The sequence below is a fragment of the Streptomyces sp. NPDC033178 genome (genome assembly GCF_055577685.1).
Genome location: NZ_JBVIPT010000003.1, coordinates 484,883 through 507,279 on the forward strand (window position 1 = coordinate 484,883; position 22,397 = coordinate 507,279).

Annotated in this window: 17 protein-coding genes and 1 tRNA gene; 7 read left to right on the plus strand and 11 right to left on the minus strand. The window is 70.1% G+C overall.

What is annotated here, in order from left to right; translation table 11 throughout:
* Positions 1-10: 10 nt before the first annotated feature.
* Both ACZ5VQ_RS09445 and ACZ5VQ_RS09450 read left to right on the plus strand, forming a co-directional pair.
* Positions 11-646, plus strand: a complete 636-nt coding sequence (locus ACZ5VQ_RS09445; RefSeq protein WP_362076586.1) for an RraA family protein — start codon at positions 11-13, stop codon at positions 644-646.
* Positions 646-1,713 (plus strand): D-2-hydroxyacid dehydrogenase, encoded by a 1,068-nt coding sequence (locus ACZ5VQ_RS09450; RefSeq protein ID WP_469104388.1) that lies wholly within the window; start codon positions 646-648, stop codon positions 1,711-1,713. Before ACZ5VQ_RS09445 ends, ACZ5VQ_RS09450 begins: the two co-directional genes overlap by 1 nt.
* A 69-nt stretch (positions 1,714-1,782) precedes the next feature.
* On the opposite strand, the gene ACZ5VQ_RS09455 is transcribed toward ACZ5VQ_RS09450, so the two are convergent.
* Positions 1,783-1,867 (minus strand) — tRNA-Leu (locus ACZ5VQ_RS09455).
* Positions 1,868-2,008: 141 nt separating this feature from the next.
* On the opposite strand from ACZ5VQ_RS09455, the gene ACZ5VQ_RS09460 reads away from it, so the two are divergent.
* Positions 2,009-3,373 carry a DUF2254 domain-containing protein gene (locus ACZ5VQ_RS09460; protein ID WP_469104389.1) on the plus strand — a complete coding sequence of 455 codons (1,365 nt, stop codon included), beginning with the start codon at positions 2,009-2,011 and terminating at the stop codon, positions 3,371-3,373.
* Positions 3,374-3,479: 106 nt separating this feature from the next.
* Here ACZ5VQ_RS09460 and ACZ5VQ_RS09465 read toward each other — a convergent pair whose 3' ends face one another.
* The 3 genes from ACZ5VQ_RS09465 to sucC all read right to left on the minus strand — a co-directional run bounded on the left by ACZ5VQ_RS09465 (position 3,480) and on the right by sucC (position 7,289).
* Positions 3,480-5,021 carry an aldehyde dehydrogenase family protein gene (locus tag ACZ5VQ_RS09465; protein ID WP_469104390.1) on the minus strand — a complete coding sequence of 514 codons (1,542 nt, stop codon included), beginning with the start codon at positions 5,019-5,021 and terminating at the stop codon, positions 3,480-3,482.
* A gap of 241 nt (positions 5,022-5,262) precedes the next feature.
* A complete protein-coding gene (gene sucD, locus ACZ5VQ_RS09470) occupies positions 5,263-6,147 on the minus strand; it encodes a succinate--CoA ligase subunit alpha (protein ID WP_469104391.1) in 885 nt (294 codons plus the stop codon).
* A gap of 11 nt (positions 6,148-6,158) precedes the next feature.
* Positions 6,159-7,289: an ADP-forming succinate--CoA ligase subunit beta gene (gene sucC / locus ACZ5VQ_RS09475; RefSeq protein WP_469104392.1), complete on the minus strand. Its 1,131-nt coding sequence runs from the start codon at positions 7,287-7,289 to the stop codon at positions 6,159-6,161.
* A gap of 187 nt (positions 7,290-7,476) precedes the next feature.
* Between sucC and ACZ5VQ_RS09480 the strand changes: the two genes are divergently transcribed.
* From ACZ5VQ_RS09480 to ACZ5VQ_RS09495, 4 genes are all read left to right on the plus strand, one after another.
* A complete protein-coding gene (locus ACZ5VQ_RS09480; protein ID WP_362076650.1) occupies positions 7,477-9,162 on the plus strand; it encodes a thiamine pyrophosphate-binding protein in 1,686 nt (561 codons plus the stop codon).
* Position 9,163: 1 nt separating this feature from the next.
* Entirely contained in the window at positions 9,164-10,441 is a 1,278-nt protein-coding gene (gene frc / locus ACZ5VQ_RS09485; RefSeq protein ID WP_469104393.1) for a formyl-CoA transferase, read from the plus strand.
* Positions 10,442-10,444: 3 nt separating this feature from the next.
* Positions 10,445-12,577: an acetate--CoA ligase family protein gene (locus ACZ5VQ_RS09490; RefSeq protein WP_469104394.1), complete on the plus strand. Its 2,133-nt coding sequence runs from the start codon at positions 10,445-10,447 to the stop codon at positions 12,575-12,577.
* Positions 12,578-12,742: 165 nt separating this feature from the next.
* Complete coding sequence (locus tag ACZ5VQ_RS09495; protein ID WP_469104395.1) at positions 12,743-14,131, plus strand: OFA family MFS transporter; 1,389 nt, start codon at positions 12,743-12,745, stop codon at positions 14,129-14,131.
* A 209-nt stretch (positions 14,132-14,340) separates the two neighbouring features.
* Here the strand turns inward: ACZ5VQ_RS09495 and ACZ5VQ_RS09500 are convergent, their stop codons facing one another.
* The 7 genes from ACZ5VQ_RS09500 to ACZ5VQ_RS09530 form a co-directional block, all read right to left on the minus strand.
* Positions 14,341-15,516, minus strand: a complete 1,176-nt coding sequence (locus ACZ5VQ_RS09500) for a sugar phosphate isomerase/epimerase family protein (protein ID WP_469104396.1) — start codon at positions 15,514-15,516, stop codon at positions 14,341-14,343.
* Positions 15,517-15,692: 176 nt separating this feature from the next.
* Complete coding sequence (locus ACZ5VQ_RS09505; protein WP_469104397.1) at positions 15,693-17,117, minus strand: nucleotide pyrophosphatase/phosphodiesterase family protein; 1,425 nt, start codon at positions 17,115-17,117, stop codon at positions 15,693-15,695.
* A complete protein-coding gene (eboE, locus tag ACZ5VQ_RS09510; protein WP_469104398.1) occupies positions 17,114-18,283 on the minus strand; it encodes a metabolite traffic protein EboE in 1,170 nt (389 codons plus the stop codon). The genes ACZ5VQ_RS09505 and eboE overlap by 4 nt, the downstream gene beginning before the upstream one ends.
* 3 nt (positions 18,284-18,286) lie before the next feature.
* Entirely contained in the window at positions 18,287-19,306 is a 1,020-nt protein-coding gene (locus ACZ5VQ_RS09515) for a TatD family hydrolase (RefSeq protein ID WP_469104399.1), read from the minus strand.
* Positions 19,306-20,004: an EboA domain-containing protein gene (locus ACZ5VQ_RS09520; RefSeq protein ID WP_469104400.1), complete on the minus strand. Its 699-nt coding sequence runs from the start codon at positions 20,002-20,004 to the stop codon at positions 19,306-19,308. The genes ACZ5VQ_RS09515 and ACZ5VQ_RS09520 overlap by 1 nt, the downstream gene beginning before the upstream one ends.
* Positions 20,001-21,005: a sugar phosphate isomerase/epimerase family protein gene (locus ACZ5VQ_RS09525; protein ID WP_469104401.1), complete on the minus strand. Its 1,005-nt coding sequence runs from the start codon at positions 21,003-21,005 to the stop codon at positions 20,001-20,003. Before ACZ5VQ_RS09525 ends, ACZ5VQ_RS09520 begins: the two co-directional genes overlap by 4 nt.
* Positions 21,002-22,096: an SCO3242 family prenyltransferase gene (locus tag ACZ5VQ_RS09530; protein WP_469104585.1), complete on the minus strand. Its 1,095-nt coding sequence runs from the start codon at positions 22,094-22,096 to the stop codon at positions 21,002-21,004. The genes ACZ5VQ_RS09525 and ACZ5VQ_RS09530 overlap by 4 nt, the downstream gene beginning before the upstream one ends.
* Positions 22,097-22,397: the final 301 nt, after the last annotated feature.

A 22,397-nucleotide genomic window follows, 5' to 3' on the forward strand; every position in this document is an offset into this window, starting at 1 on the left:
GGAGACTGTGATGACCCAAGACAACGTGCGTGTGGCCCCTGTCTGGGACCGCCCGGACCAGCAGGTGCTCCAGCGGTTCCGTGAGCATTCCGTGGCCAATCTCGGCGACGCCCTGGACCGGCTGAACATCGTGGACGGCGGGATCTCGCCGGTCTGGCACGGAGCAAAGGCGGTCGGCACCGCGCTGCCCGTACTCACCGTCGCCGGCGACAACAAGGCGGTGATCGCCGCGCTCGACCACATCCGCCCCGGGGACATCCTGGTCATCAACGCCTTCGGCTACGACGGCCGCGCCGTCATCGGCGACAACCTCGCCCAGCGGTTCGACGTGTTCGGCGCCGTCGGCGCTGTCGTCGACGGCTACGTCCGTGACGGCGCGATCATCGAGAAGCTCGGCGTGCCCGTCTTCGCACGCGGGCTCACGCCTGCCGGCCCCTTCAAGAACGGACCGGGCACGATCGGCGAACCCGTCGCTCTCGGCGGTGTCGTGGTGAATCCGGGCGACATCGTCGTCGCCGACGACGACGGCGTCATCGTCATCCCGCCCCGTCGCGCCGAGGAAGCGCTGACGGCGGTCGAGGCGATCGTCGCCCGTGAGGCCGACCTCGACGCCGAGGTCGCGGAACTGCGGAGTCGAATCGCCTGATGGGGACCGAGGAACGAGCCCCTGGCAGGCTCCGGGTCGCGGTAGCCTCGCCACTATCGGAGGAGAACTGCGCGCGGATCCTCGCGCTGGAACCACGGATCGACCTCGTCGTCGACCAGTCCCTGCTCCCGCCGATGCGGTGGCCGGCCGACTTCGCCGGTGACCCGTCCTGGCACCGCACACCGGCACAACAACGGGCCTACGAGGAGTCCCTCGACTCGGCCGACGCGCTCTACGGCATCCCCGACGTGGACCCGGCCGCCCTGGCACGTACGGTCCGCGCCAACCGGGGGCTGCGCTGGGTGCACACGATGGCCGCGGGCGGCGGCAGCCAGGTGAAGGCCGCGCGGCTCACCGCCGACGAACTCGAACGGGTCCTGTTCACCACCTCCGCCGGAGTGCACGGGCAGCCGCTCGCCGAGTTCGCGGTCTTCGGCGTACTGGGTGGAGCCAAGAGCCTCCCCCGCCTGATCCGAGGACAACGCGACCACGAGTGGGGCGGCCGCTGGGCGATGGGGCAGGTGAGTGAGCAGACGATCCTGTTGCTGGGCCTCGGCGGCATCGGCCGGGTCGTCGCCCAGAAGCTGCACACGCTGGGCGCCAGGGTCATCGGAACGAGCAGGAGCGGCACCGGCGTTCCCGGGGTCCAGGAGGTCGTACCCCTCGACCGGATCGCCGAGGCCGCACCGACGGTGGACGCCGTCGTGAACACGCTCCCCGGCACCGCGGCGACCGAGCACCTGCTAGACAAGCGGTTCTTCGATGCCCTCCGGCCCGGTGCGACCCTCGTGAACGTCGGCCGCGGAAGCGTCGTCGACGAGGCCGCACTGATCGAGGCCCTCGACTCCGGCCGAGTCGGCTTCGCCGCACTGGACGTCTTCGAGACGGAACCACTCCCGGCCCACAGCCCCCTCTGGAACCACGACCGCGTCCTGGTGAGCCCCCACACCGCCGCCCTCAGCCCCGCCGAGGACCGCCTCATCGCCGAACTCTTCGCCACCAACGCCACCCGGCTCCTCGACGGAGAGAGCCTGCTCAACCGCGTGAACACGGTGGAGTTCTACTGACGACCAGGCGAACGAAAACGGATGGCGCCGACCGAAACCGGTCGACGCCATCCGTGTGCGCAAAGATTGTGTCCGAGGGGGGACTTGAACCCCCACGCCCGATAAAGGGCACTAGCACCTCAAGCTAGCGCGTCTGCCATTCCGCCACCCGGACTAGGTGTCTGCCGCCTGGACGGGGGTGTTCCCCGTGGCGACATGGACAACAATACCAAGCTTTCGGAGTGGCTTTCACCTGCGTTTCCTCGCCCCGGCGGGGGTTCCCGACAGGTGCGGAGGGTGCGCCTACAGTCTCACCATGGGTGACTGGAAGACTACGGACGGGTTGCCGCGGAGACGGCGGTACCGGGCTCTGTCGCCGTGGCGGGAGCATCTGCGGGACACGTTCTGGTTCGCTCCGACCGTCGCCCTGGTCCTGGTGTTCGTGGTGTGGTCCGCGGCGACGGCGGCGGACGACGCGATCCTGACCGCACTGCGCGACGCGGGCGACGAGGACTCCGTCAGCGACCTGCTGGGGATCGCCGAGGACGCGAAGACCGTGGTCACCACGATCAGCGCCGCCATGATGACCTTCATCGGTGTCGTCTTCAGTATCTCGCTGGTCGCCGTACAGATGGCCGCCGGGCAGTTCAGCCCCCGGGTCGTACGGATCTTCGTGCGGAGCCGGATCACCAAGGCCACCTTCGCGGTGTTCCTGGCCACCTTCGTCCAGTCCCTGCTCGTCCTCACCTCGTACGACAGTCAGCGCGATCCCGCGCTGGTGGCCTCGATCCCGCTCGTCCAGTCCGTCCTCACGCTGATCCTGGTGGGGCTGAGCGTCGTCCTGTTCGTGATGTACGTGAACTCGACGCTGCGGCTGATGCGGGTCGCGCACGTCGTCGACCTGATCACCAGGGAGGCCTTGCGGGTCGTCGCGAACATGCCCCTCGACGTCTCCGCGGAGGAGCCCGTCGGCACCGGCACCAATTCCAGCCCCGGCCCCGGCCTCGCCCCCGAGACCGCCCGCTTCGCCCATCACGGCCGCGCGGGCGTGCTGCGGGACGTGGACATCGCACGGCTCGTCCGGATGGCGCGGCAGAGCGGTGTCGTTCTGCGGCTCGTTCCGCGGATCGGGGACTTCGTCGTGCCGGGCACGCCGGTGTTCGCCGTACACGGCGGGCCCGCCACGAAGGCGCTGCGGGCGCTGAGCTTTCAGGTGTCCGTGGGTGCCGAGCGGACGTTCCATCAGGATCTGGGGTTCGGGCTGCGGCAGTTGTCGGACATCGCGCTGCGTGCCCTGTCGCCCGCGGTGAACGACCCCACCACGGCGGTGCAGGCCGTGGACCGGATCGTGCAGTTCCTGTCCTCGGTGGCGCAGCGCCCGCTCGGGGCCCTGTTGCACCGGGACAGGCGAGGCACCGTACGGCTGGTGCAACCCGTGCCCGGCTGGACCGAGTTGGTCGACCTCGGCTTCACCGAGATCCGGGGGTGTGCCGTGTCCAGCCCTCAGGTCACCCGCCGTCTGCTGGCCGGGCTCGATGATCTCCTCGGTGCCGTTTCCGAGGACCGTCGGGCGCCGCTGGTCCGCCATCGCACGCTGCTGACCCAGGCCGTGGAACGGACCGTGCCGGAAGCCGCGGACCGCGCCTTCGCCCTCCACCCGGACCGGCAGGGCATCGGGTAGAGCAGGGCGTCGGGTAGAGCAGGGCATCTGCTGGGCGAGCCGTACGACCACCGACGGTTCCCGAAAGCCAGTGGGCGGCGCCCCGCACGGCGCCGCCCACTCGCCGTCACGGCATGAGGTGGTACTCCGGGAAGTTGCCCGGCAACCGCTCCCCCGCCGGTCCTCGCGTCACCGCGCGTATCAGCAGTTCGCCGCCCACGAACGCACCCCGCCAGGACGCGCCGAAGCCGCCGAAGAGCTCATCGCGGTCGCCGCGCGAACGGGGCTTGCCGTGACCGACCTTGAACGCGCGGATCTGCGGGGCCAGTCGGTCGTAGGTGGCCTCGTCGTCGGTCGACAGGGTCGCGACGAGGGCGCCGTTCGACGCGTTCATGGCGGCGAGCAGCTCCGCCTCGGTGTCGACCAGGACGATGGTGTCGACCGGGCCGAAGGGTTCCGCGTGGTGGAGGGGCGAGGACGGGGGCGGATTGAGGAGCGTGACCGGTTGGACGTACGCCGCCGTGTCCTGGCCGGGCAGGAAGCGCGCGTCGGCGAGCCGGCCGCGGTGCAGCGGGACCGCGCCCCGGTCGATCGCCTCGGCGACCTGGTCGTGGAGGTCCTTCGCCTTGGCCGCGTTGATCACAGGGCCGAAGTCCAGCTGCGGATACGGGTCGTCCGGGTGCTCGACCGCCAGCGGGTGGCCGACCCGCAGCGTGCGGACCGCCGGCAGGTACGCCGCCAGGAAGTCGTCGAACAGTTCACGCTGGACGACGAATCGCGGGTAGGCGGTGCAGCGCTGCTTGCCGTAGTCGAAGAGCTTGGGGATGACCGCCGTCAGCGTGTCCCAGTCCGTGTGGTTCCAGATGCCCCAGGTGTTCAGACCCTCCTGTTCGAGTACGTGTCGTTTGCCGAGGTCGGCGACGGCCGTGGCCACCGCGGCGCCGGTGTCGCGGCCGCCGACGAAGGAGACGCAGCCGATCTCGGGCGCGCGCACGAGCGCCTCCGACAGCTCGCCCCCGCTGCCGCTGACGAGGGTGACGGGAATCCCCTCGCGTGCGGCGAGCGCGCAGGCCAGGGTGAGACACGCGACGCCGCCGTCGGTCGGGGTCTTGGCGATGACCGCGTTCCCTGCCAATGCCTGTATCAGCATTGCGTGAACGAGCACGCTCATCGGGTAGTTCCAGCTCGCGATGTTGGACACGGGCCCGTCGAGCGGGGTCCGGCCGTCGACCATGGGCTCGATTCCGTCGACGTACCAGCGCACGCCGTCGATGGCCCGGTCGACGTCGGCCTGCGCGAGCCGCCAGGGCTTGCCGATCTCCCAGACGAGGAGGAGGGCCAGCAGTTCGCGGTGTTCGGTGAGCGCGTCGAGCGTGGCCGCGACGCGGGCCCGGCGTTCGTCCAGGGGCACGTGCCGCCAGGCGCGGTGGTGGTCGAGTGAGGCGCGTACGGCCTGGTGGGCCGTCGGGCCGTCGAGGCGCGGCGGGCCCGCGATGGGGCTCCCATCCACCGGGCTGGTGGCGGGCAGCGCCCTGCCGTCCGCCTGCCAGGCGGCGCCCCAGAGGTTGAGGACACGGTCGTCCCGGAACGCTTCCGGCGCCACGGTGAGGCAGCGTTGCCAGGCGTCGGTCCAGGAGGTGTGGGACTTGAGGGTGAGGGTGGGTGCCATTCGGTTGCTCCGCTCTCGGTGCACAGTCGGGGGCGGTAGTGCATGGCTCGTCTCCCGTACGGGAGTACTGGGCGCACTTGGAGTACCTGGGGCGCTCGGAGTGCATGGTCTACCCAGAGCGCTTGGTGTACTCGGAGTGCTTGGCGTACTCGCGTACGGAGACGTCGTACGAAGGACGCTAGCGATCCATCTCGACCTCGGAAAGTAACGCGGTGTCAACTATGAGTGACATCACGCTCCCTCATCCGGGCTCACCGAGTGCGGCGAGGACCAGCCGGGCCGTCTCGGTCGGGGTGTCGCCCACCCGTACGCCGGCCGCTTCCAGGGCTTCCTTCTTCGCCTGGGCCGTGCCGGACGAGCCGGAGACGATGGCGCCCGCGTGGCCCATCGTCTTGCCCTCGGGTGCGGTGAATCCGGCGATGTAGCCGATCACGGGTTTGGTGACGTGGTCGCGGACGTACGCGGCCGCGCGTTCCTCGGCGTCGCCACCGATCTCCCCGATGAGGACGACGAGTTCGGTGTCGGGGTCGTCCTGGAAGGCGGCGAGGCAGTCGATGTGGGTGGTGCCGACGACGGGGTCGCCGCCGATGCCGACGCAGGTCGAGAAGCCGATGTCCCGGAGTTCGTACATGAGTTGGTAGGTGAGCGTGCCCGACTTGGAGACGAGGCCGATGCGGCCCGACTTGGTGATGTCGGCCGGGATGATGCCCGCGTTGGACTGGCCGGGGGTGATCAGGCCGGGGCAGTTGGGGCCGATGATCCGCGTGCCCTTCGCCCTCGCGTACGCGGTGAAGGCGACCGAGTCGTGGACCGGGATGCCCTCGGTGATGACGACGGCGAGTTCGATGCCCGCGTCGGCTGCTTCGACAACTGCCGCCTTGGAGAAGGCGGGTGGGACGAAGACGACGCTGACGTCGGCTCCGGTGGCCTCGATGCCTTCGCGCACGGAGCCGAAGACGGGCACGGCACGGTCGTCGAAGTCGACGCTCTGCCCGGCCTTGCGCGGGTTGACGCCGCCGACGACGTCGGTACCGGCCGCGAGCATGCGCCGGGTGTGCTTCATGCCCTCGCCGCCGGTCATGCCCTGGACGAGGACCTTGCTCTCCTTGGTGAGGTAGATGGCCATGTCCCGCTCCTTCAGCTGGCGTTGGCGAGTTGGGCGGCACGGCGCGCGGCGCCGTCCATGGTGGTGGCCTGCTGGACCAGGGGGTGTGCGCGCTCATCGAGGATCGCGCGGCCGCGTACGGCGTTGTTCCCGTCGAGGCGGACGACCAGCGGCTTGGTCAAGTGGACTGATTCCAGGGCCTGCACGATGCCGTCGGCGACCGCGTCGCAGGCGGTGATGCCGCCGAAGACGTTGACGAAGACGGACTTCACCGCCGGGTCGGAGAGGATGACGGAGAGGCCGTCGGCCATGATCTGGGCGGAGGCGCCGCCGCCGATGTCGAGGAAGTTGGCGGGGCGCGCGCCGCAGCCGGCGACCACGTCGAGGGTCGACATGACGAGTCCGGCGCCGTTTCCGATGATGCCGACCTCGCCGTCCAGCTTCACGTAGTTGAGGTTCTTGGCGGCGGCCGCCGCCTCCAGCGGGTCGTCGTGCGTGGACTCCTGGTCGCCCCAACGCGCCTGCCTGAAGCGGGCGTTGTCGTCGAGGGTGACCTTGCCGTCGAGGGCGAGGATCTGCCCCTGGGCGGTACGGACGAGGGGGTTCACCTCGACGAGTACGGCGTCCTCGCGGATCAGTACGTCCCAGAGCCTGACCAGGACGTCGACGGTCTGCGGGGGCAGGCCCGCGGCGTCGGCGATCTCGGCCGCCTTCGCCGAGGTGACGCCCTCGGCGGGGTCGATGTGGACGCGTGCCACGGCGTCCGGCCGGGTGGCGGCGACCTCCTCGATGTCCATGCCGCCCTCGGCCGAGGCGATCGCGAGGAACCGGCCGGCGGCCCGGTCGAGTACGTAACTGACGTAGAACTCGCTCTCGATGTCGACCGGTTGGGCCAGCATCACCTTGCCGACGGTGTGGCCCTTGATGTTCATACCGAGGATCTGACGTGCCGTCAGTTCGGTGGCGGCGGGGTCCGCGGCGAGTTTCACGCCGCCCGCCTTGCCGCGTCCGCCGGTCTTCACCTGTGCCTTGACGACGACTCGGCCGCCGAGCCTGCGGGCGATCTCGCGTGCCTCCTTGGGCGAGTCCGTGACCTCCGCCCTCGGCACCAAAATGCCGTGTTCCTCGAAGAGTTCCCTTGCCTGGTGCTCGAACAGGTCCATCTCGGCTCCCTCTTAAAAGTGCCGCACGCCCCCTGGACACCACCCACTGGATGCGGGATAACAAGCTTCATACAGTATTCGTCGACTGTATGCAATGTACCGCGACGGCATCCACGAACAGTGCGCGCACCACGTCCGACCTGCACTTCCGCGCGCCCAATCCCCTACGAAGGGACAGGACTTCGCCATGCCCGACGACAACAGCCAGAACCTCATCTCCGGTGGGCACCTGGTCGCCAAGGCACTCAAAGCGGAGGGTGTGGAGGTCATCTACACGCTCTGCGGCGGCCACATCATCGACATCTACGACGGCTGCGTCGACGAAGGCATCGAGGTCGTCGACGTACGCCACGAACAGGTCGCCGCCCACGCCGCCGACGGTTACGCGCGCATCACCGGCAAGCCCGGCTGCGCCGTCGTCACCGCCGGTCCCGGCACGACCGACGCCGTGACGGGTGTCGCCAACGCCTTCCGCGCGGAGTCCCCGATGCTGCTGATCGGCGGCCAGGGGGCCCACACCCAGCACAAGATGGGGTCCCTGCAGGACCTGCCGCACGTCGACATGATGACGCCGATCACCAAGTTCGCGGCGACCGTGCCAGACACCGCGCGGGCCGCCGACATGGTGTCGATGGCGTTCCGCGAGTGCTACCACGGGGCGCCCGGCCCGTCCTTCCTGGAGATCCCGCGCGATGTCCTCGACGCCAAGGTGCCGGTCGAGAAGGCCCGGGTCCCCGCCGCCGGCCACTACCGGGCCTCGACCCGCTCGGCCGGTGACCCCGAGGCCATCGAGAAGCTCGCCGACCTGCTCGTGCACGCCGAGAAGCCCGCGATCCTGCTGGGGAGCCAGGTGTGGACGACCCGCGGCACCGAATCCGCCATCGACCTCGTACGCGCTCTCAACATCCCCGCCTACATGAACGGCGCCGGGCGCGGCACGCTGCCGCCCGGGGACCCGCACCACTTCCAGCTCTCGCGCCGGTACGCCTTCTCCAACGCCGACGTCATCGTCATCGTCGGCACGCCCTTCGACTTCCGCATGGGCTACGGGAAGCGGCTGTCGCAGGACGCGACCGTCGTGCAGATCGACCTCGACTACCGGACCGTCGGCAAGAACCGGGACATCGACCTCGGGATCGTCGGTGACGCGGGACTCGTCCTGAAGTCGGTCGCCGAGGCGGCCTCCGGGCGCATCAACGGGGGCGGGTCGAAGCGCAAGGAGTGGCTCGACGAACTGCGCGCCGCCGAGCAGACCGCCATCGAGAAGCGGCTGCCCAACCTGAAGTCGGACGCCTCGCCGATCCACCCGTACCGCCTGGTCAGCGAGATCAACGACTTCCTCACCGAGGACTCCATCTACATCGGCGACGGCGGCGACATCGTCACCTTCTCCGGTCAGGTCGTGCAGCCCAAGTCACCCGGGCACTGGATGGACCCGGGACCGCTCGGCACGCTCGGCGTCGGCGTCCCGTTCGTGCTCGCCGCCAAGAAGGCACGGCCCGACAAGGAGGTCGTCGCCCTCTTCGGAGACGGTGCCTTCTCCCTCACCGGCTGGGACTTCGAGACCCTCGTCCGCTACAACCTCCCGTTCGTCGGCATCGTCGGCAACAACTCCTCCATGAACCAGATCCGCTACGGCCAGGCCGCCAAGTACGGCCTGGAGCGCGAGCGGGTCGGCAACACCCTCGGCGACGTCCACTACGACAAGTTCGCCCAGATGCTGGGCGGTTACGGCGAGGAGGTCCGCGACCCCGCCGACATCGCCCCCGCCCTCCAGCGCGCCCGCGAGTCGGGCAAGCCGTCACTGATCAACGTCTGGGTCGACCCGGACGCGTACGCCCCCGGAACCATGAACCAGACGATGTACAAGTGAGGTGGACCCGTTGACAGCGACGATACCGACGGCCTCGACGCCGGCGGCCTCGACCAAGGCACTCGAAGGCATCCGCGTCCTCGACATGACGCACGTCCAGTCCGGCCCTTCCGCCACCCAGCTGCTCGCCTGGCTCGGCGCGGACGTCGTCAAACTGGAGGCGCCGACCGGAGACATCACGCGCAAGCAGCTGCGCGACCTCCCGGACGTCGACTCCCTCTACTTCACGATGCTCAACTGCAACAAGCGGAGCATCACCCTCAACACCAAGACCGAGCGCGGCAAGGAGATCCTCACCGAGCTGATCCGGCGCTCCGACGTCATGGTCGAGAACTTCGGACCGGGCGCGGTCGACCGCATGGGCTTCACCTGGGACCGCATCCAGGAGATCAATCCGCGGATCGTCTATGCCTCCATCAAGGGGTTCGGGGACGGCCCGTACACCAACTTCAAGGCGTACGAGGTCGTCGCTCAGGCCATGGGCGGGTCGATGTCGACCACCGGCTTCGAGGACGGGCCGCCGCTGGCGACGGGGGCCCAGATCGGTGACTCGGGCACGGGCATCCACGCGGTGGCGGCGATCCTCGCCGCCCTGTTCCAGCGGGAGAACACGGGGCGCGGGCAGCGCGTGAACGTGGCGATGCAGCACGCCGTGCTGAATCTGTGCCGGGTGAAACTGCGGGACCAGCAGCGCCTCGGGCATGGGCCGCTGGCTGAATATCCCAACGACGACTTCGGCGACGAGGTTCCCAGGTCGGGCAACGCGTCCGGCGGCGGTCAGCCCGGCTGGGCGGTCAAGTGCGCGCCGGGCGGCCCGAACGACTACGTGTACGTCATCGTGCAGCCCGTCGGCTGGAAGCCCATCACCGAGCTCATCGGGCGCCCCGAACTCGCGGACGCCCCCGAGTGGGCGACCCCGGAGGCCCGCCTCCCCCAGCTCACCAAGATGTTCCAGCTCATCGAGGAGTGGTCGTCCACGCTCCCCAAGTGGCAGGTGCTTGAGCAGCTCAACGCCCACAACATCCCCTGCGGCCCGATCCTCTCCACCAAGGAGATCATCGAGGACGAGTCGCTGGTGGCCAACGAGATGGTCGTGACGGTGCCGCACCCCGAGCGGGGCGACTTCGTGACCGTGGGCAGCCCGCTGAAACTCTCCGACTCCCCCGTGGACGTGACCAGTTCGCCGCTGCTCGGCGAGCACAACGAAGAGGTGTACGTCGGCGAGCTGGGTCTCGGCGACGAGGAGCTGCGCCTGCTCAAGTCGAACGGAGTGATCTGATTGATGGCCGAAGACCGGGTGTTGAGGGTGCGTACGCTCCTCGAAGCCGTGCGGGCCGAGGGGCGGACGGCGCTGACCGCGCCCGAGGGCAAGGTGATCGCCGACGCGTACGCGATCGCCGTCCCCGGCGAGGAGCTGGCGACCGACGTCGACGAGGCGGTCTCGTACGCGGCGCGCTTCGGCGGGCCCGTCGTGATGAAGATCGTGTCCCCGGACATCCTCCACAAGACCGACGCCGGCGGCGTGATCGTCGGAGTGGAGGGCGCGACGGACGTGCGCGCCGCCTTCCACAAGATCATCGAGAACGCCCGGGCCTATGACTCCCAGGCCCGTATCGAGGGCGTACAGGTCCAGGAACTGCTCCCCCAGGGGCAGGAGGTCATCGTCGGTGCGGTGACCGATCCGACGTTCGGGAAGGTCGTGGCCTTCGGGCTCGGCGGTGTGCTCGTCGAGGTCCTCAAGGACGTCACGTTCCGGCTGGCGCCCGTGGACGCGGACGAGGCGCTGTCGATGCTGGACTCGATCCGCGCCGCGGAGATCCTGCGCGGTGTGCGGGGCGCTCCGGCGGTGGACCGGTGGGCGATCGCCGAGCAGATACGCCGGGTCTCCGAACTGGTCGCGGACTTCCCGGAGATCGCCGAGGTGGACCTCAACCCGGTGATCGCCACCCCGGAGGGAGCGGTGGCCGCGGACATCCGGGTCATCCTCGCCGAGGAAGTGGCCAAGCCCCGCCGCAAGTACACGCGCGACGAGATCCTCACCACCATGCGCCGGCTGATGCAGCCGTCGTCGGTGGCCGTGATCGGCGCCTCCAACGAGCAGGGCAAGATAGGCAATTCGGTCATGCGCAACCTCATCGACGGCGGCTTCTCCGGGGAGATCCACCCGGTGAACCCCAAGGCCGATGACATTCTGGGCCGCAAGGCGTACAAGAGTGTCACGGACGTTCCCGGTGAGGTGGATGTGGCGGTCTTCGCTATTCCCGCCAAGTTCGTTGCCTCGGCCCTGGAGGAGGTGGGACGCAAGGGGATCCCCAACGCCGTCCTGATCCCCTCCGGGTTCGCGGAGACGGGTGAGCACGAGCTCCAGGACGAGATCGTGGCCATCGGCGAGCGGTACGGCGTCCGGCTGCTCGGGCCGAACATCTACGGCTACTACTCGACGTGGCAGGACCTGTGCGCCACGTTCTGCACGCCGTACGACGTCAAGGGCGGCGTCGCGCTCACCTCGCAGTCCGGTGGCATAGGGATGGCCATTCTGGGCTTCGCGCGCACTACGAAGACGGGTGTTTCCGCGATCGTGGGGCTCGGCAACAAGTCGGACCTGGACGAGGACGACCTGCTGACCTGGTTCGGCGAGGACCCCAACACCAAGTGCATCGCCATGCACTTGGAGGACCTCAAGGACGGACGCGCCTTCGTGGAGGCCGCGCGGGCGACCGTCCCCAAGAAGCCGGTGGTCGTCCTGAAGGCGGGCCGTACGGCGGCCGGCGCCAAGGCCGCGGGCTCGCACACGGGCGCCCTCGCGGGCGACGACGCCGTGTACGAGGACATCCTGAAGCAGGCCGGTGTCATCAGGGCGCCCGGTCTGAACGAAATGCTGGAGTACGCGCGCGGGTTGCCGGTACTGCCGACTCCTCAGGGCGACAACATCGTGATCATCACGGGCGCCGGCGGCAGTGGCGTACTGCTGTCCGACGCGGTGACCGACAACGGCCTCTCCCTGATGGAGATCCCGCCGGACCTGGACGCGTCCTTCCGGAAGTTCATCCCGCCCTTCGGCGCGGCCGGCAACCCGGTGGACATCACGGGCGGCGAGCCGCCGTCGACGTACGAGGCGACGATCCGGCTCGGTCTTGAGGACCCGCGGATCCACTCGCTGGTCCTCGGCTACTGGCACACGATCGTGACCCCTCCCATGGTCTTCGCCGAGCTCACCGCGCGCGTGGTGGCCGAATTCAGGGAGCGCGGGATCGAGAAGCCCGTCGTGGCGTCGCTCGCGGGCGATGTCGAGGTCGAGGAGGCCTGCCAGTACCTCTACGAGCACGGGGTCGTGGCATACCCGTACACGACCGAGAAGCCGGTGGCCGTGCTCGGCGCGAAGTACCGCTGGGCGCGGGCTGCGGGGCTGTTGTGAGGCGGCGGCGCGTGGCGGGCGCTGTTGGGGGGCGGTTCATGACTTGACCCGGTGAAGGGGCGGGCCGACGGTGCGCGTCGGCCCGCCCCGGGACCCGTGCGCACACGAAAGGAATTGGACAGGGGGCGCTGGCCAGATCTTTCGACGCAAGGGGTGCTACGCGACATGACAACCACCGACTTCACGACACCCGTCCCCTACAGGGAGGTGACGGACCGCAACGGCCGCCTGTATCGGATCGGTGAGACCGACCGGGACATCATGGGGCGACCACGCTGGACCATGGTGCTCTTCCCCTGGATGGGCATGATGGGCATCAGCTCCTCGGAGTACGCGTTCACATCCGCCGAGGACACCCTGCACGAGGCCCACCTCTGGGACAGTGGGCACATCTTCTGGCTGATGGGCGTCTGGGTGTTCTTCCAGGCGGCCGTGGCCTTCCCGGCCGGCCAGCTGCGCGAGAGCGGAAAGCTGCCCGCGCGGTACGCCATGATGCTCGGCGCACTCGGCACGATCCTGGGTTACATCTCGCTGGCGTACGCGCCACACGTGATCGTCGCCTACATAGGCTTCGGCATGTTCAGCGGCATCGGCGCCGGCCTCGTCTACGCAACCTGCGTGAACATGGTCGGCAAGTGGTATCCGGAGCGCAAGGGCGGCAAGACCGGCATGGTCAACGGCGGTTTCGCCTACGGCTCCGTGCCCTTCGTGTTCCTGTTCACCTCGTACATGGACCTGTCCAACTACGAGACCGTGCTGGTCATGGTCGGCGTGATCTGCTGCACGGTCGTCGCCGTCGCCGGCTGGTTCTTCAAGGACCCGCCGAAGAACTGGTGGCCCGCACACGTCGACCCGCTGAAGACCTCCGACGACCCGCGGGTCGTGCGGGCACTGGCGAAGAACCCGCCGGCGGTCAAGCAGTACACACCGCGGGAGGCGGCCAGGACGCCCGTCCTGTGGATGATGTGGTTCTGCCTGTTGTGCACGGCCGGTATCAACATCTTCGGCATCGCCATGCAGGTGCCGTTCGGAAAGGAGATGGGGTTCGCGGGCGGCATCGTGGCCACCGCGATGTCACTCAAGGCCATCGTCAACGGCACCGGACGTGGTGTCATCGGCTGGATCTCGGACCGCTACGGCCGCCGGAACACACTCGTCATCGTCTGTATCGTCCTCGGCTGCTCGCAGTTCGGCGTGTTCTTCTCCGGGAACATGGGCTCGATGCCGTTCTTCCTCGTCTGCTCTATGGTCTCGGGCTTCGGCGGCGGCGCGATCTTCCCGCTCTTCGCGGCCATGACGGCGGACTACTTCGGTGAGAACAACAACGCCTCCAACTACGGCATGGTCTACAGCTCCAAGCTCATCTCCGGTCTCGTCGGCTCCGGCGTGGGAGCGGTCGTCGTGAGCACCTGGGGCTACGGAGGCGCCTTCGCACTGGCAGGCGGCATCGGTCTCGGTTCCGCGGTCCTCGCGCTCTTCCTGCGCGCTCCGGGCCGCCCGAGCCCCAAGCGCGTCGTGCCCAACCCGCACCCGATCGGCGAGGAGATGGCCTGAACCGGCGAGGAGGCGAATCGAACCGGTGGGGGGATGCCCCCTCATGAACCCTGCGGTGCGGAACCGTCCCGCACTGTGTCCGCCGCACACGTCCCCGACGCTCTAGAACCTCCACGAACTGCTTCTGTCCTTGGAATTCTGTCCTTGGAAACGCCGACGGTCCTCCCCACGACACCGCGTGGGGAGGACCGTTCGCTGTGTGTCCGGGGTCAGTGGCGCCTTGCCCGGAGGGCCGCGAGGTTGTCGTAACTGATCTTGGCCTCGCGCAGCGACTGTGCGGGGTCGGTGGCACTGGGCGAGTTGTCGTCCTCGACCATCGGGTTGTGGTAGTTCCGCTCCCCGACCCGCGAGAAGAACGTGGTGTAGTCGATGACGCCTGTTCCGAAGGGCACCATGTCGTAGCCCATGCCGTTGGTGGTGCTCACGACACCGTCCTTGGCGTGGAACAGCGGGTAGCGCTTGTTGTTGCGAGCGACGAGCCCCGCCGGGTCGAAGACCTTCTCGCGGGTGGAGCCGTCGTGGGCGGTGTAGGTGTGGAACTTGTACTGGGCCACGTGTGCCCAGAAAATGTCCATCTCCAGCCAGACCAGCTTCGGGTCGGTGGCCTTCAGGAAGTACTCCAGCTTGCGGATGCCGGAGCTGCGGGTGGGCCGGCCCTGGGCGTCCAGCGGGCCTCCGTCGAGCAGGAAGCCGTAGGCGGAGTCGTGGTTGTGCGTGTACAGCTTGATGCCCTCGCGGCGGGCGATCCTGCCCAGCGCGTTCCACTTGTCGGCCGCCACGTCCCAGTCGGCCGGGTAGGAACTGCCGGTGGGGTCGCCGCCGGTGCCCATGTGGTCCATGCCGATGATGTTGGCGATCTCCAGGTGCTTCTTGAAGTTGTCCAGATCGGCGCTGGTCAGCGGCCAGGAGGACGGTATGAAGCCGTGGTTGCCCTGGGCGCGCAGGCCGTAGTCGTCGAGCCAGGAGCGCAGCAGCTTGGCGCCCGCGACGGACTCCAGGCTGGCGCCGCCGGGCGCGTTGGCGTGCTGGTTGTAGCCGGCGAACTCCACCTGACGGTATCCGTGGCGGGCCAGTTGCTTGAACACCTCGCGGAAGCCGGAGGGCAGGTCCGAGGCGAGCGGGTCGCGGGCCGTGGCGTCGCGGACGGTGTAGAGGATGATGCCGCGCTTGCCCGGCGGAACGAGGACGTGACCGCGACCGTGGTCGTGGTCGTGGTCGTGGCCTCTGCCCCGGTCCTGGGCCAGGGCTGGTGAGGCGCCCAGCACCGGGGCGGCGATCGCCCCGGCGGCTACGACGGTGCAGGTGCTGAGGAAGCGGCGGCGGTTGACGCCGAGCGCGCGACGCAGGGCGTCGCCGGTTCCGGATTCGTCGTTGAACGCGGTCACGGTGTCTCTCTTTCGGGTAGGGGCCCTCCGTGTTCGGCAGGGGCCCAGCCATGTTCGTCAGAGGTCCGGCTGTGACGGTTGCCGTGCGGTGTGCCGGTTATCCACAGGCCGAACGCACTGTCGGTGCCGTGTGTTTCACTTTTCGTAATCGCCCGTCCGGTCGCTCCCGGGTGCTGTCACCCGAGGCCGGCCAGGTCGAGCAACAGGGATTTCACATCGGTGGCCGCGACGCGGTCGCCGACAGCGCGGGGGGTGGAGCAGATGATGAGCGGACCTTCGTCGTCGCTCAGGGGGAGGCGGCCGTGGCTGCCTCGAATAGGTGAGGGATCGAGGGGCACGACCGCCATGCGGTAGCGCATGCCGAGCTTCTTGCGGGCCAGCGCGCCCGCGGCCTTGACCTTGACGTACGGGTCGAGCGGATCCATGAAGAGCTCGACCGGGTCGTAGCCGGGTTTGCGGTGGATCTCGACGAGCTGCGCGAAGTCGGGCGCGCGGGCGTCGTCGAGCCAGTAGTAGTACGTGAACCAGGCGTCCGGCTCCGCGACGGCGACGAGTTCGCCGGAGCGCGGATGGTCGAGGTGGTGGATCTTCTTGCCCTCGTCGTCGAGGAGTTGCTCGATACCGGGCAGATCGGCGAGCGCCGCTTTCGTGGCCTCCATGTCCTCGGGGCGGCGTACGTAGACGTGGGCGATCTGGTGGTCGGCTACGGCGAAGGCACGTGAGGCCATCGGGTCGAGGTACTCCATGCCGTCCTGCGTGTGCACTTCGAGGAGTCCGGCGCGGCGCAGCGCGCGGTTGATGTCGACGGGACGGTCCGCGCGGGTGATGCCGTACTCGGACAGGGCGACGACGGTGCGGCCTTCCGCCCGGGCGTCGTCGAGGAGGGGGGCCATGGCCGCGTCCAGATCGGCGGCCGCTTTGAGGGAGCGCGGGTCGTCGGGGCCGAAGCGCTGCAGGTCGTAGTCGAGATGAGGGAGGTAGCAGAGGGTCAGGTCCGGGTGGCGGGTGCGGATGATGTGCCGGGTGGCGTCGATGATCCAGCGGCTGGAGACGAGGTCGGCGCCGGGACCCCAGAAGTGGAAGAGCGGGAACGTGCCGAGTTTCTCGGTGAGTTCGTCGTGCAGGGCCGGGGGCCGGGTGTAGCAGTCGGGTTCCTTGCGGCCGTCGGCGTAGTAGATCGGACGAGGGGTGATGGTGATGTCGGTGTCGGCGCCCATGGCGTACCACCAGCAGATATTGGCGACCGTGTAGCCGGGGTGCGCGCGGCGGGCGGCGTCCCACAGTTTGTCCCCGGACACCAGTCCGTTGTGCTGGCGCCACAGCAGTACGTCGCCCAGGTCGCGGAAGTACCAGCCGTTGCCGACGATGCCGTGCTCGGACGGGTGGGTGCCGGTGAGGAACGTCGACTGGGCGGCGCAGGTGACGGCGGGCAGGACCGTGCCGAGGGTGGCCTGCGAGCCGGACTGGGCGAGGGTCTTGAGGTGGGGCATGTGGTCGAGGAGACGGGGGGTGAGGCCGACGACGTCGAGGACGAGGAGCGGGGTGGGGCTCGTGGAGCCGTCGGTGCCGGCCGGCGCTGCCGGGGTCTCGTGGGTGCTCATGGGAGTTCCTTCAGGCCGAGGTCCGTCAACAGGTCTCGGGCGAGGGTGAGTTCCGCGGCGATACCGTCGGCGAGCTGGGCGCGGGCGCGGGGGCGCAGCTCGGGCGGGAGGGCCTGCCAGGTGTAGGTCTCGACCTCGAGGTGGCTGGTCAGCGGGTGCGGGCCGCCGACCAGTCGGGTCAGCGTGTCCTTGAGTACGGGCAGCGTGGAGGTGAGGGGCGCGTCGGGTGCCGCGTGCAGCGGGACGTGGAAGTGGGCGCGCCACGGGGAGGCGTCGGGCAGAGCGTCCTCCTTGACGGCCTCGCCGAGGTCGTCGGTCCCGCGGAGTCCGGCGGCGGTGAGGGTGCGGGTCTGGTGCAGGAAGCGGGGTTCGTCGAAGGCGGCGAGGGCCTCGCGGACTTCGGGGAGGTGGGGGTGTTCGGCGTGCAGGGCGGCCGAGAGCTGGGACTTGACGACGGGGACGCCGGCGGCGCCAAGCGCGTCCAGGGCGGTGTTCGGATCTTCGAAGGAGGTGGCGAGGTGGCAGGTGTCGACGCAGACACCGATGCGGGGGTGACCGATCGCGGTGAGCGGGGCGATGGCGTCGGCCGTGGTCTCGACGGTGCAGCCCGGCTCCGGCTCCAGGCCGATACGGATGGAGCGGCCGGTCAGCTCCTCCAGCGCGTCGAGGCGTTCGGCGAGGGTGGTCAGGGCCGCGTGGGCCCGGGCGGCACGGCTGTCGTCGTACACCGTGCGCCAGGCGAGCGGCAGGGTCGAGATGGTGCCTTCGGTGACGTCGTCGGGGAGGAGGCCGGCGAGCACGCGGGCGAGGGCCGTGGTGTGTTCGAGCCGCTCGGGGTCGGCCCAGTCCGGCTTGTAGACACGGTACTTGACCTCCTCGGCGCCGAATCCCTCGTAGGGGAAGCCGTTGAGGGTGACGACTTCGAGGCCGCGGATGTCGAGTTCGGTGCGCAGCCCCCGAAGGGCGGAGGGGTCGCTGACGAGGGCGTGCGCGGCGTCCTTGGCGAGCCACAGGCCGATGCCGAGACGGTCGCGGCCGAGGCGTTTGCGTACGGGTTCGCAGTGGTCGCGGAGCTGGGCGAGGACTCCGTCGAGGGTCTCGGCGGGGTGGACGTTGGTGCAGTAGGCGAGGTGGACGGTGGAGCCGTCGGGGTGGCGGAAGCGCATGGGTCACGCCCCCGTCGTCGTGGAGGCGGTCCTGGGAGTGGTGCCCGGGTCGGTCCCGGGGGCGGTGTCCGGGTCTGTCCCGGGGGCGGTCCCGGGGTCGGTGTCCGGGTCTGTCCCGGGGGCGGTCCCGGGGTCGGCTTTCGGGTCTGTCCCGGGGGCGGTCCCGGGGTCGGCTTTCGGGACGCCGCGGAGGATGGAGTTGCCCTCGTGGGTGGCGTCCGTGCCGGCGACGTCCAGGTCGAGGCGTCCGCTGAGTCCGTAGAAGGCGACGGGGTTGCGCCACAGCACCTGGTCGACGTCGTCCTCGGTGAACCCTGCCTTCAGCAGGGCGTCGGCGACTTTGCGGGTCTTCAGCGGGTCGCTCCTGCCCCAGTCGGCCGCGGAGTTGACCAGCACCTTCTCCGGCCCGTACTCCTGCAGGACCGCGACCATGCGTTCCTCGTCCATCTTGGTGTCCGGATAAACGGAGAAGCCGAGCCAGCAGCCGCCGTCCTTGGCCTCCTTGACCGTGGTCTCGTTGAGGTGGTCGATCAGGACGTGGTCCGGGGGCAGTGCGGACTCCCGGACCACGTCGAGGGTGCGGCGCAGACCGGCCAGCTTGTCGCGGTGCGGGGTGTGGACGAGCGCGGGCAGCTCGTAGGTGGCGGCGAGCTGGAGCTGGGCGGCCAGGGCGGTGTCCTCGGCGGGGGTCATCGAGTCGTAGCCGATCTCGCCGACGGCCACGACGTGGTCCTTGACGAGATACCGGGGCAGTTCGTCGAGGACGGGCACGCAGCGGGGGTCGTTGGCCTCTTTGGGGTTGAGGGCGAGAGTGCAGTGGTGGGCTATGCCGTACTGGGCGGCGCGGAAGGGTTCCCAGCCGAGGAGGGAGTCGAAGTAGTCGAGGAAGGAGGCCACCGAGGTGCGGGGCTGGCCGAGCCAGAAGGCGGGTTCGACGACGGCTCTGACACCGGCCGCGTGCATGGCTTCGTAGTCGTCGGTGGTCCGTGACGTCATGTGGATGTGGGGGTCGAAGATGCGCATCAGGACTCCTTGCCGTCGCTGCCGTGGGGGGCGTCGGTGCCGGGCGGGGTGGCCGGGTGCTCGGTCAGGGACAGGACGCGGTGCAGGTCATGGGGTACGGGGCGGCCCGCGGCGATGCGTTCGTCGGCGTAGTCGGCGAGCATGCGGGCGAGTTCCGCGTCGGCGCGGGCGCGGCGGGGCAGGTCGGCCACCGCCTCGACGGGGACACCGGTGAACAGGCACTTGAGCACGGCGTGCCGCCAGTTGTGGGCATCCAGGTGCAGGGCCGTGTACGGACCGACGGCGGCGGCCACGAGCCGGGTGTCGTTGGTGCGCAGGGCGTCCTCGACGATCGGCAGGGCGTCGGGGCCCGGCACGAGGTGGGGCAGTGCCTGGAGGACGGCGCGGCGTTCGTCGGCGGTGCCCTGACGGTAGACGCGGGCGAGGGTGGTGACGTCGGCCCGGGCCGCGTGCAGCAGGAGAATGCGGGCCGCCTCCGCGTGGTCGGGGCCGCAGCGGCGGCCGGCCTCGGCGATCCGCAACTCCCAGACGGAGATGGGCCCGTGGGTGCCCGGGTGGGCGGCCGCCTCGTCGAGGGCCTGGTCCAGCCAGGCGCGGGCGGCGCCGTCGAGCCGTCCGTTCAGGCGGGTGTGCAGGGCTGCGAGGGGCGGCGGGGCGACGTCCGTCGGGGTGCCGAGGTCGTCGTGGAGGTCCTTCACGGGGTTCTCCCTTCGGAGGCGGTGGAGCCCTCGCCGGGGATCGGCGGCCGGTCGGCGTCCGGGGGTGTGGAGACGGCGGCCGCGTGGTGGAGGAACGGGAGGGATTGCTGGGCGAGTTGGGGGCCCGCGTGGGAGTGGCGGGGCAGTTCGACGGAGACCAGACCCTGGTAGCCGACGGCGGCGAGGGCTTCGAGTACGGGAGGGAAGCCGATCTCTCCGTCACCGAAGGGGAGGTGTTCGTGGACGCCGCGCCGCATGTCCTCGATCTGGACGTGGCGGAGCCAGGGGGCGGCGGCGCGTACGCAGTCGGCGGGTGAGAGGGGTTCGAGGCACTGGCAGTGGCCGATGTCGAGGGTGAGGCCGAGGGCGTCGGGGCTGCCGAGGGCGGTACGCAGACGGTGGAAGTCGTCGAGGGTGGCGAGTAGGTGACCGGGTTCGGGTTCGACGGCGAGCGGGATTCCGGCGGCGGTGGCGGCGTCGAGGACGGGGGTGAGGGTTTCGGCGAGGCGCTTCCAGGCGGCGTCCTCGGCCGCTTCGCCGACAGCTGCTTCGGCGTCCGCGCTTTCGGCCGTCGCCGTGGCTGTGGCCGTGTCCTTCGGGAGGATGCCGCTGAAGCAGTGGACCGCGTGGGCGCCGAGGTCGGTGGCGATCTGGACGGCTCTGACGAGCAGGTCGGCGCGGCGGGCGCGTTGGGCCGGGTCCGGGTCGAGGAGGGACGGGCCGTGCTTGCGCCTCGGGTCGAGTACGTAGCGGGCGCCGGTCTCGATGGTGACGCCCAGGCCGAGCTCGTCCAGTCTGCGGGCCAGTTTGTGTGTGCGGGCCGCGAGGTCGGGGGCGAGTGGGTCCAGGTGCATGTGGTCGAGCGTCAGGCCGACGCCGTCGTAGCCGAGGTCGGCGAGAAGGGAGAGGGCGTCGTCCAGGCGGAGGTCGGTGAGGCCGTTGGTGCCGTAGGAGTAGCGGAGGGGGTGCGCGGTGGGGCAGGGGCTCGGCCGAAGGCTCATGTCATGCTCACCTTCCGGCCGAACCGGCGGGCGGCCGGAGCGAGCGCCGCCGTCAGCAGTGCGGTGACCGGAGCGCCGGAGCGGGCCGCGAGGGCGGCCTGCAGAGGGATCATGGCTCGGATCCCTCCGCCGACAGCCCGTTGGGTGAGCTGAGGTGACGGGTTGAGGGCGGCGTGGAAGAGAGGGCGGGCGGCGGTCGCCGCGTAGACGGCGGCGAGTGCTCCGCGCAGGGACACGAGGTTCGCGGCGGTTGCCGCCGTGTGTCCTGGCTGCCGGTCCCGTACCGGATTCCAGCCCTGCGCCGGGTGCCGGTCCCGTGCCGACCGCCGGCCCCTCGCCGACTGCCGATCCCGTCCCAGGTGCCCGTCCCATCCCGGGTGGCGGTCCCGTGCCGGGTGGCGGTCCCATCCCGGGTGGCGGTCCCGTGCCGGGGCGTCGCGGGAGATGGACCAGGCCAGTGCCGCCGTCGTGGCCAATCCACTCAAGGGAGCCCACGGTGAACCGCCCTGGGTCTCGTGGCGGGAGACCGTGGTGACGGCCAGGGTGTGGGCGCCCAGGGCCAGTGCGGAGGGCAGTGCCCTGCGCATGTCGCCGTTGGCGGCCACCCCGCCGAGCAGGAGGTCCAGGGCGCGGGCCGCGGCCATCGCCACGGGGCCCGCGGGGGTGCGCTTGAGGACCAGGTCGTACGACCAGACCGTGGCCGCCAGCGCGCCGGCGACCGCGAGGGGTCGGCGGCCCGCCGTGGACGCCAGGGCCAGGCCCGCCGCCGTCAGGCCGCCGGCCGCCGCCAGGGCCGCGGCCGGCCTGATGCGGCCGGAGGGCAGGGGGCGGTGCGGGCGGTCCACGGCGTCCTCCGCGCGGTCGGCCCAGTCGTTGAGGGCCATGCCGGCCTCGTACAGGCAGAGGGAGGAAGCTATGGCCACCAGGGTTCGGGGGTTCGGGCGCGCCCCGGCCGCGGCGGCGCCAGCGAGCGCGTCGCCGGGGACCGTGAAGAGGGCGGGGAGGCGCAGGAGTTCCACCCAGGCGTTCACGTTCACTCCCTGCCTCGCGGTCCGTGGTGATGCCGCCCTCGCGGCGTCCTCCTGTGGCATCGAGCTCACCCTCCGCGCCCCAGAACTCGCCTGCTGTTCCGCGAGGTCCGCCTCCAGTGACACCGGGCTCGTGCGCAACTGGCCCGGGCCGGGGTGCAGCTCGCTCGGGCTGCCGTGCAGCTCGCTCCGGCTCGCGTGCAGCTCGCTCGGGTTGCCGTGCGGCTCGCTCCGGCTCGCGTGCAGCTCGCTCGGGTTGCCGTGCGGCTCGCTCCGGCTCGCGTGCAGCTCGCTCGGGCTGCCGTGCGGCTGGCCCGGGCCGGCGTGCAGTTCGTCGCTCGGGCCGGTGTGCGGCCCACCCGGG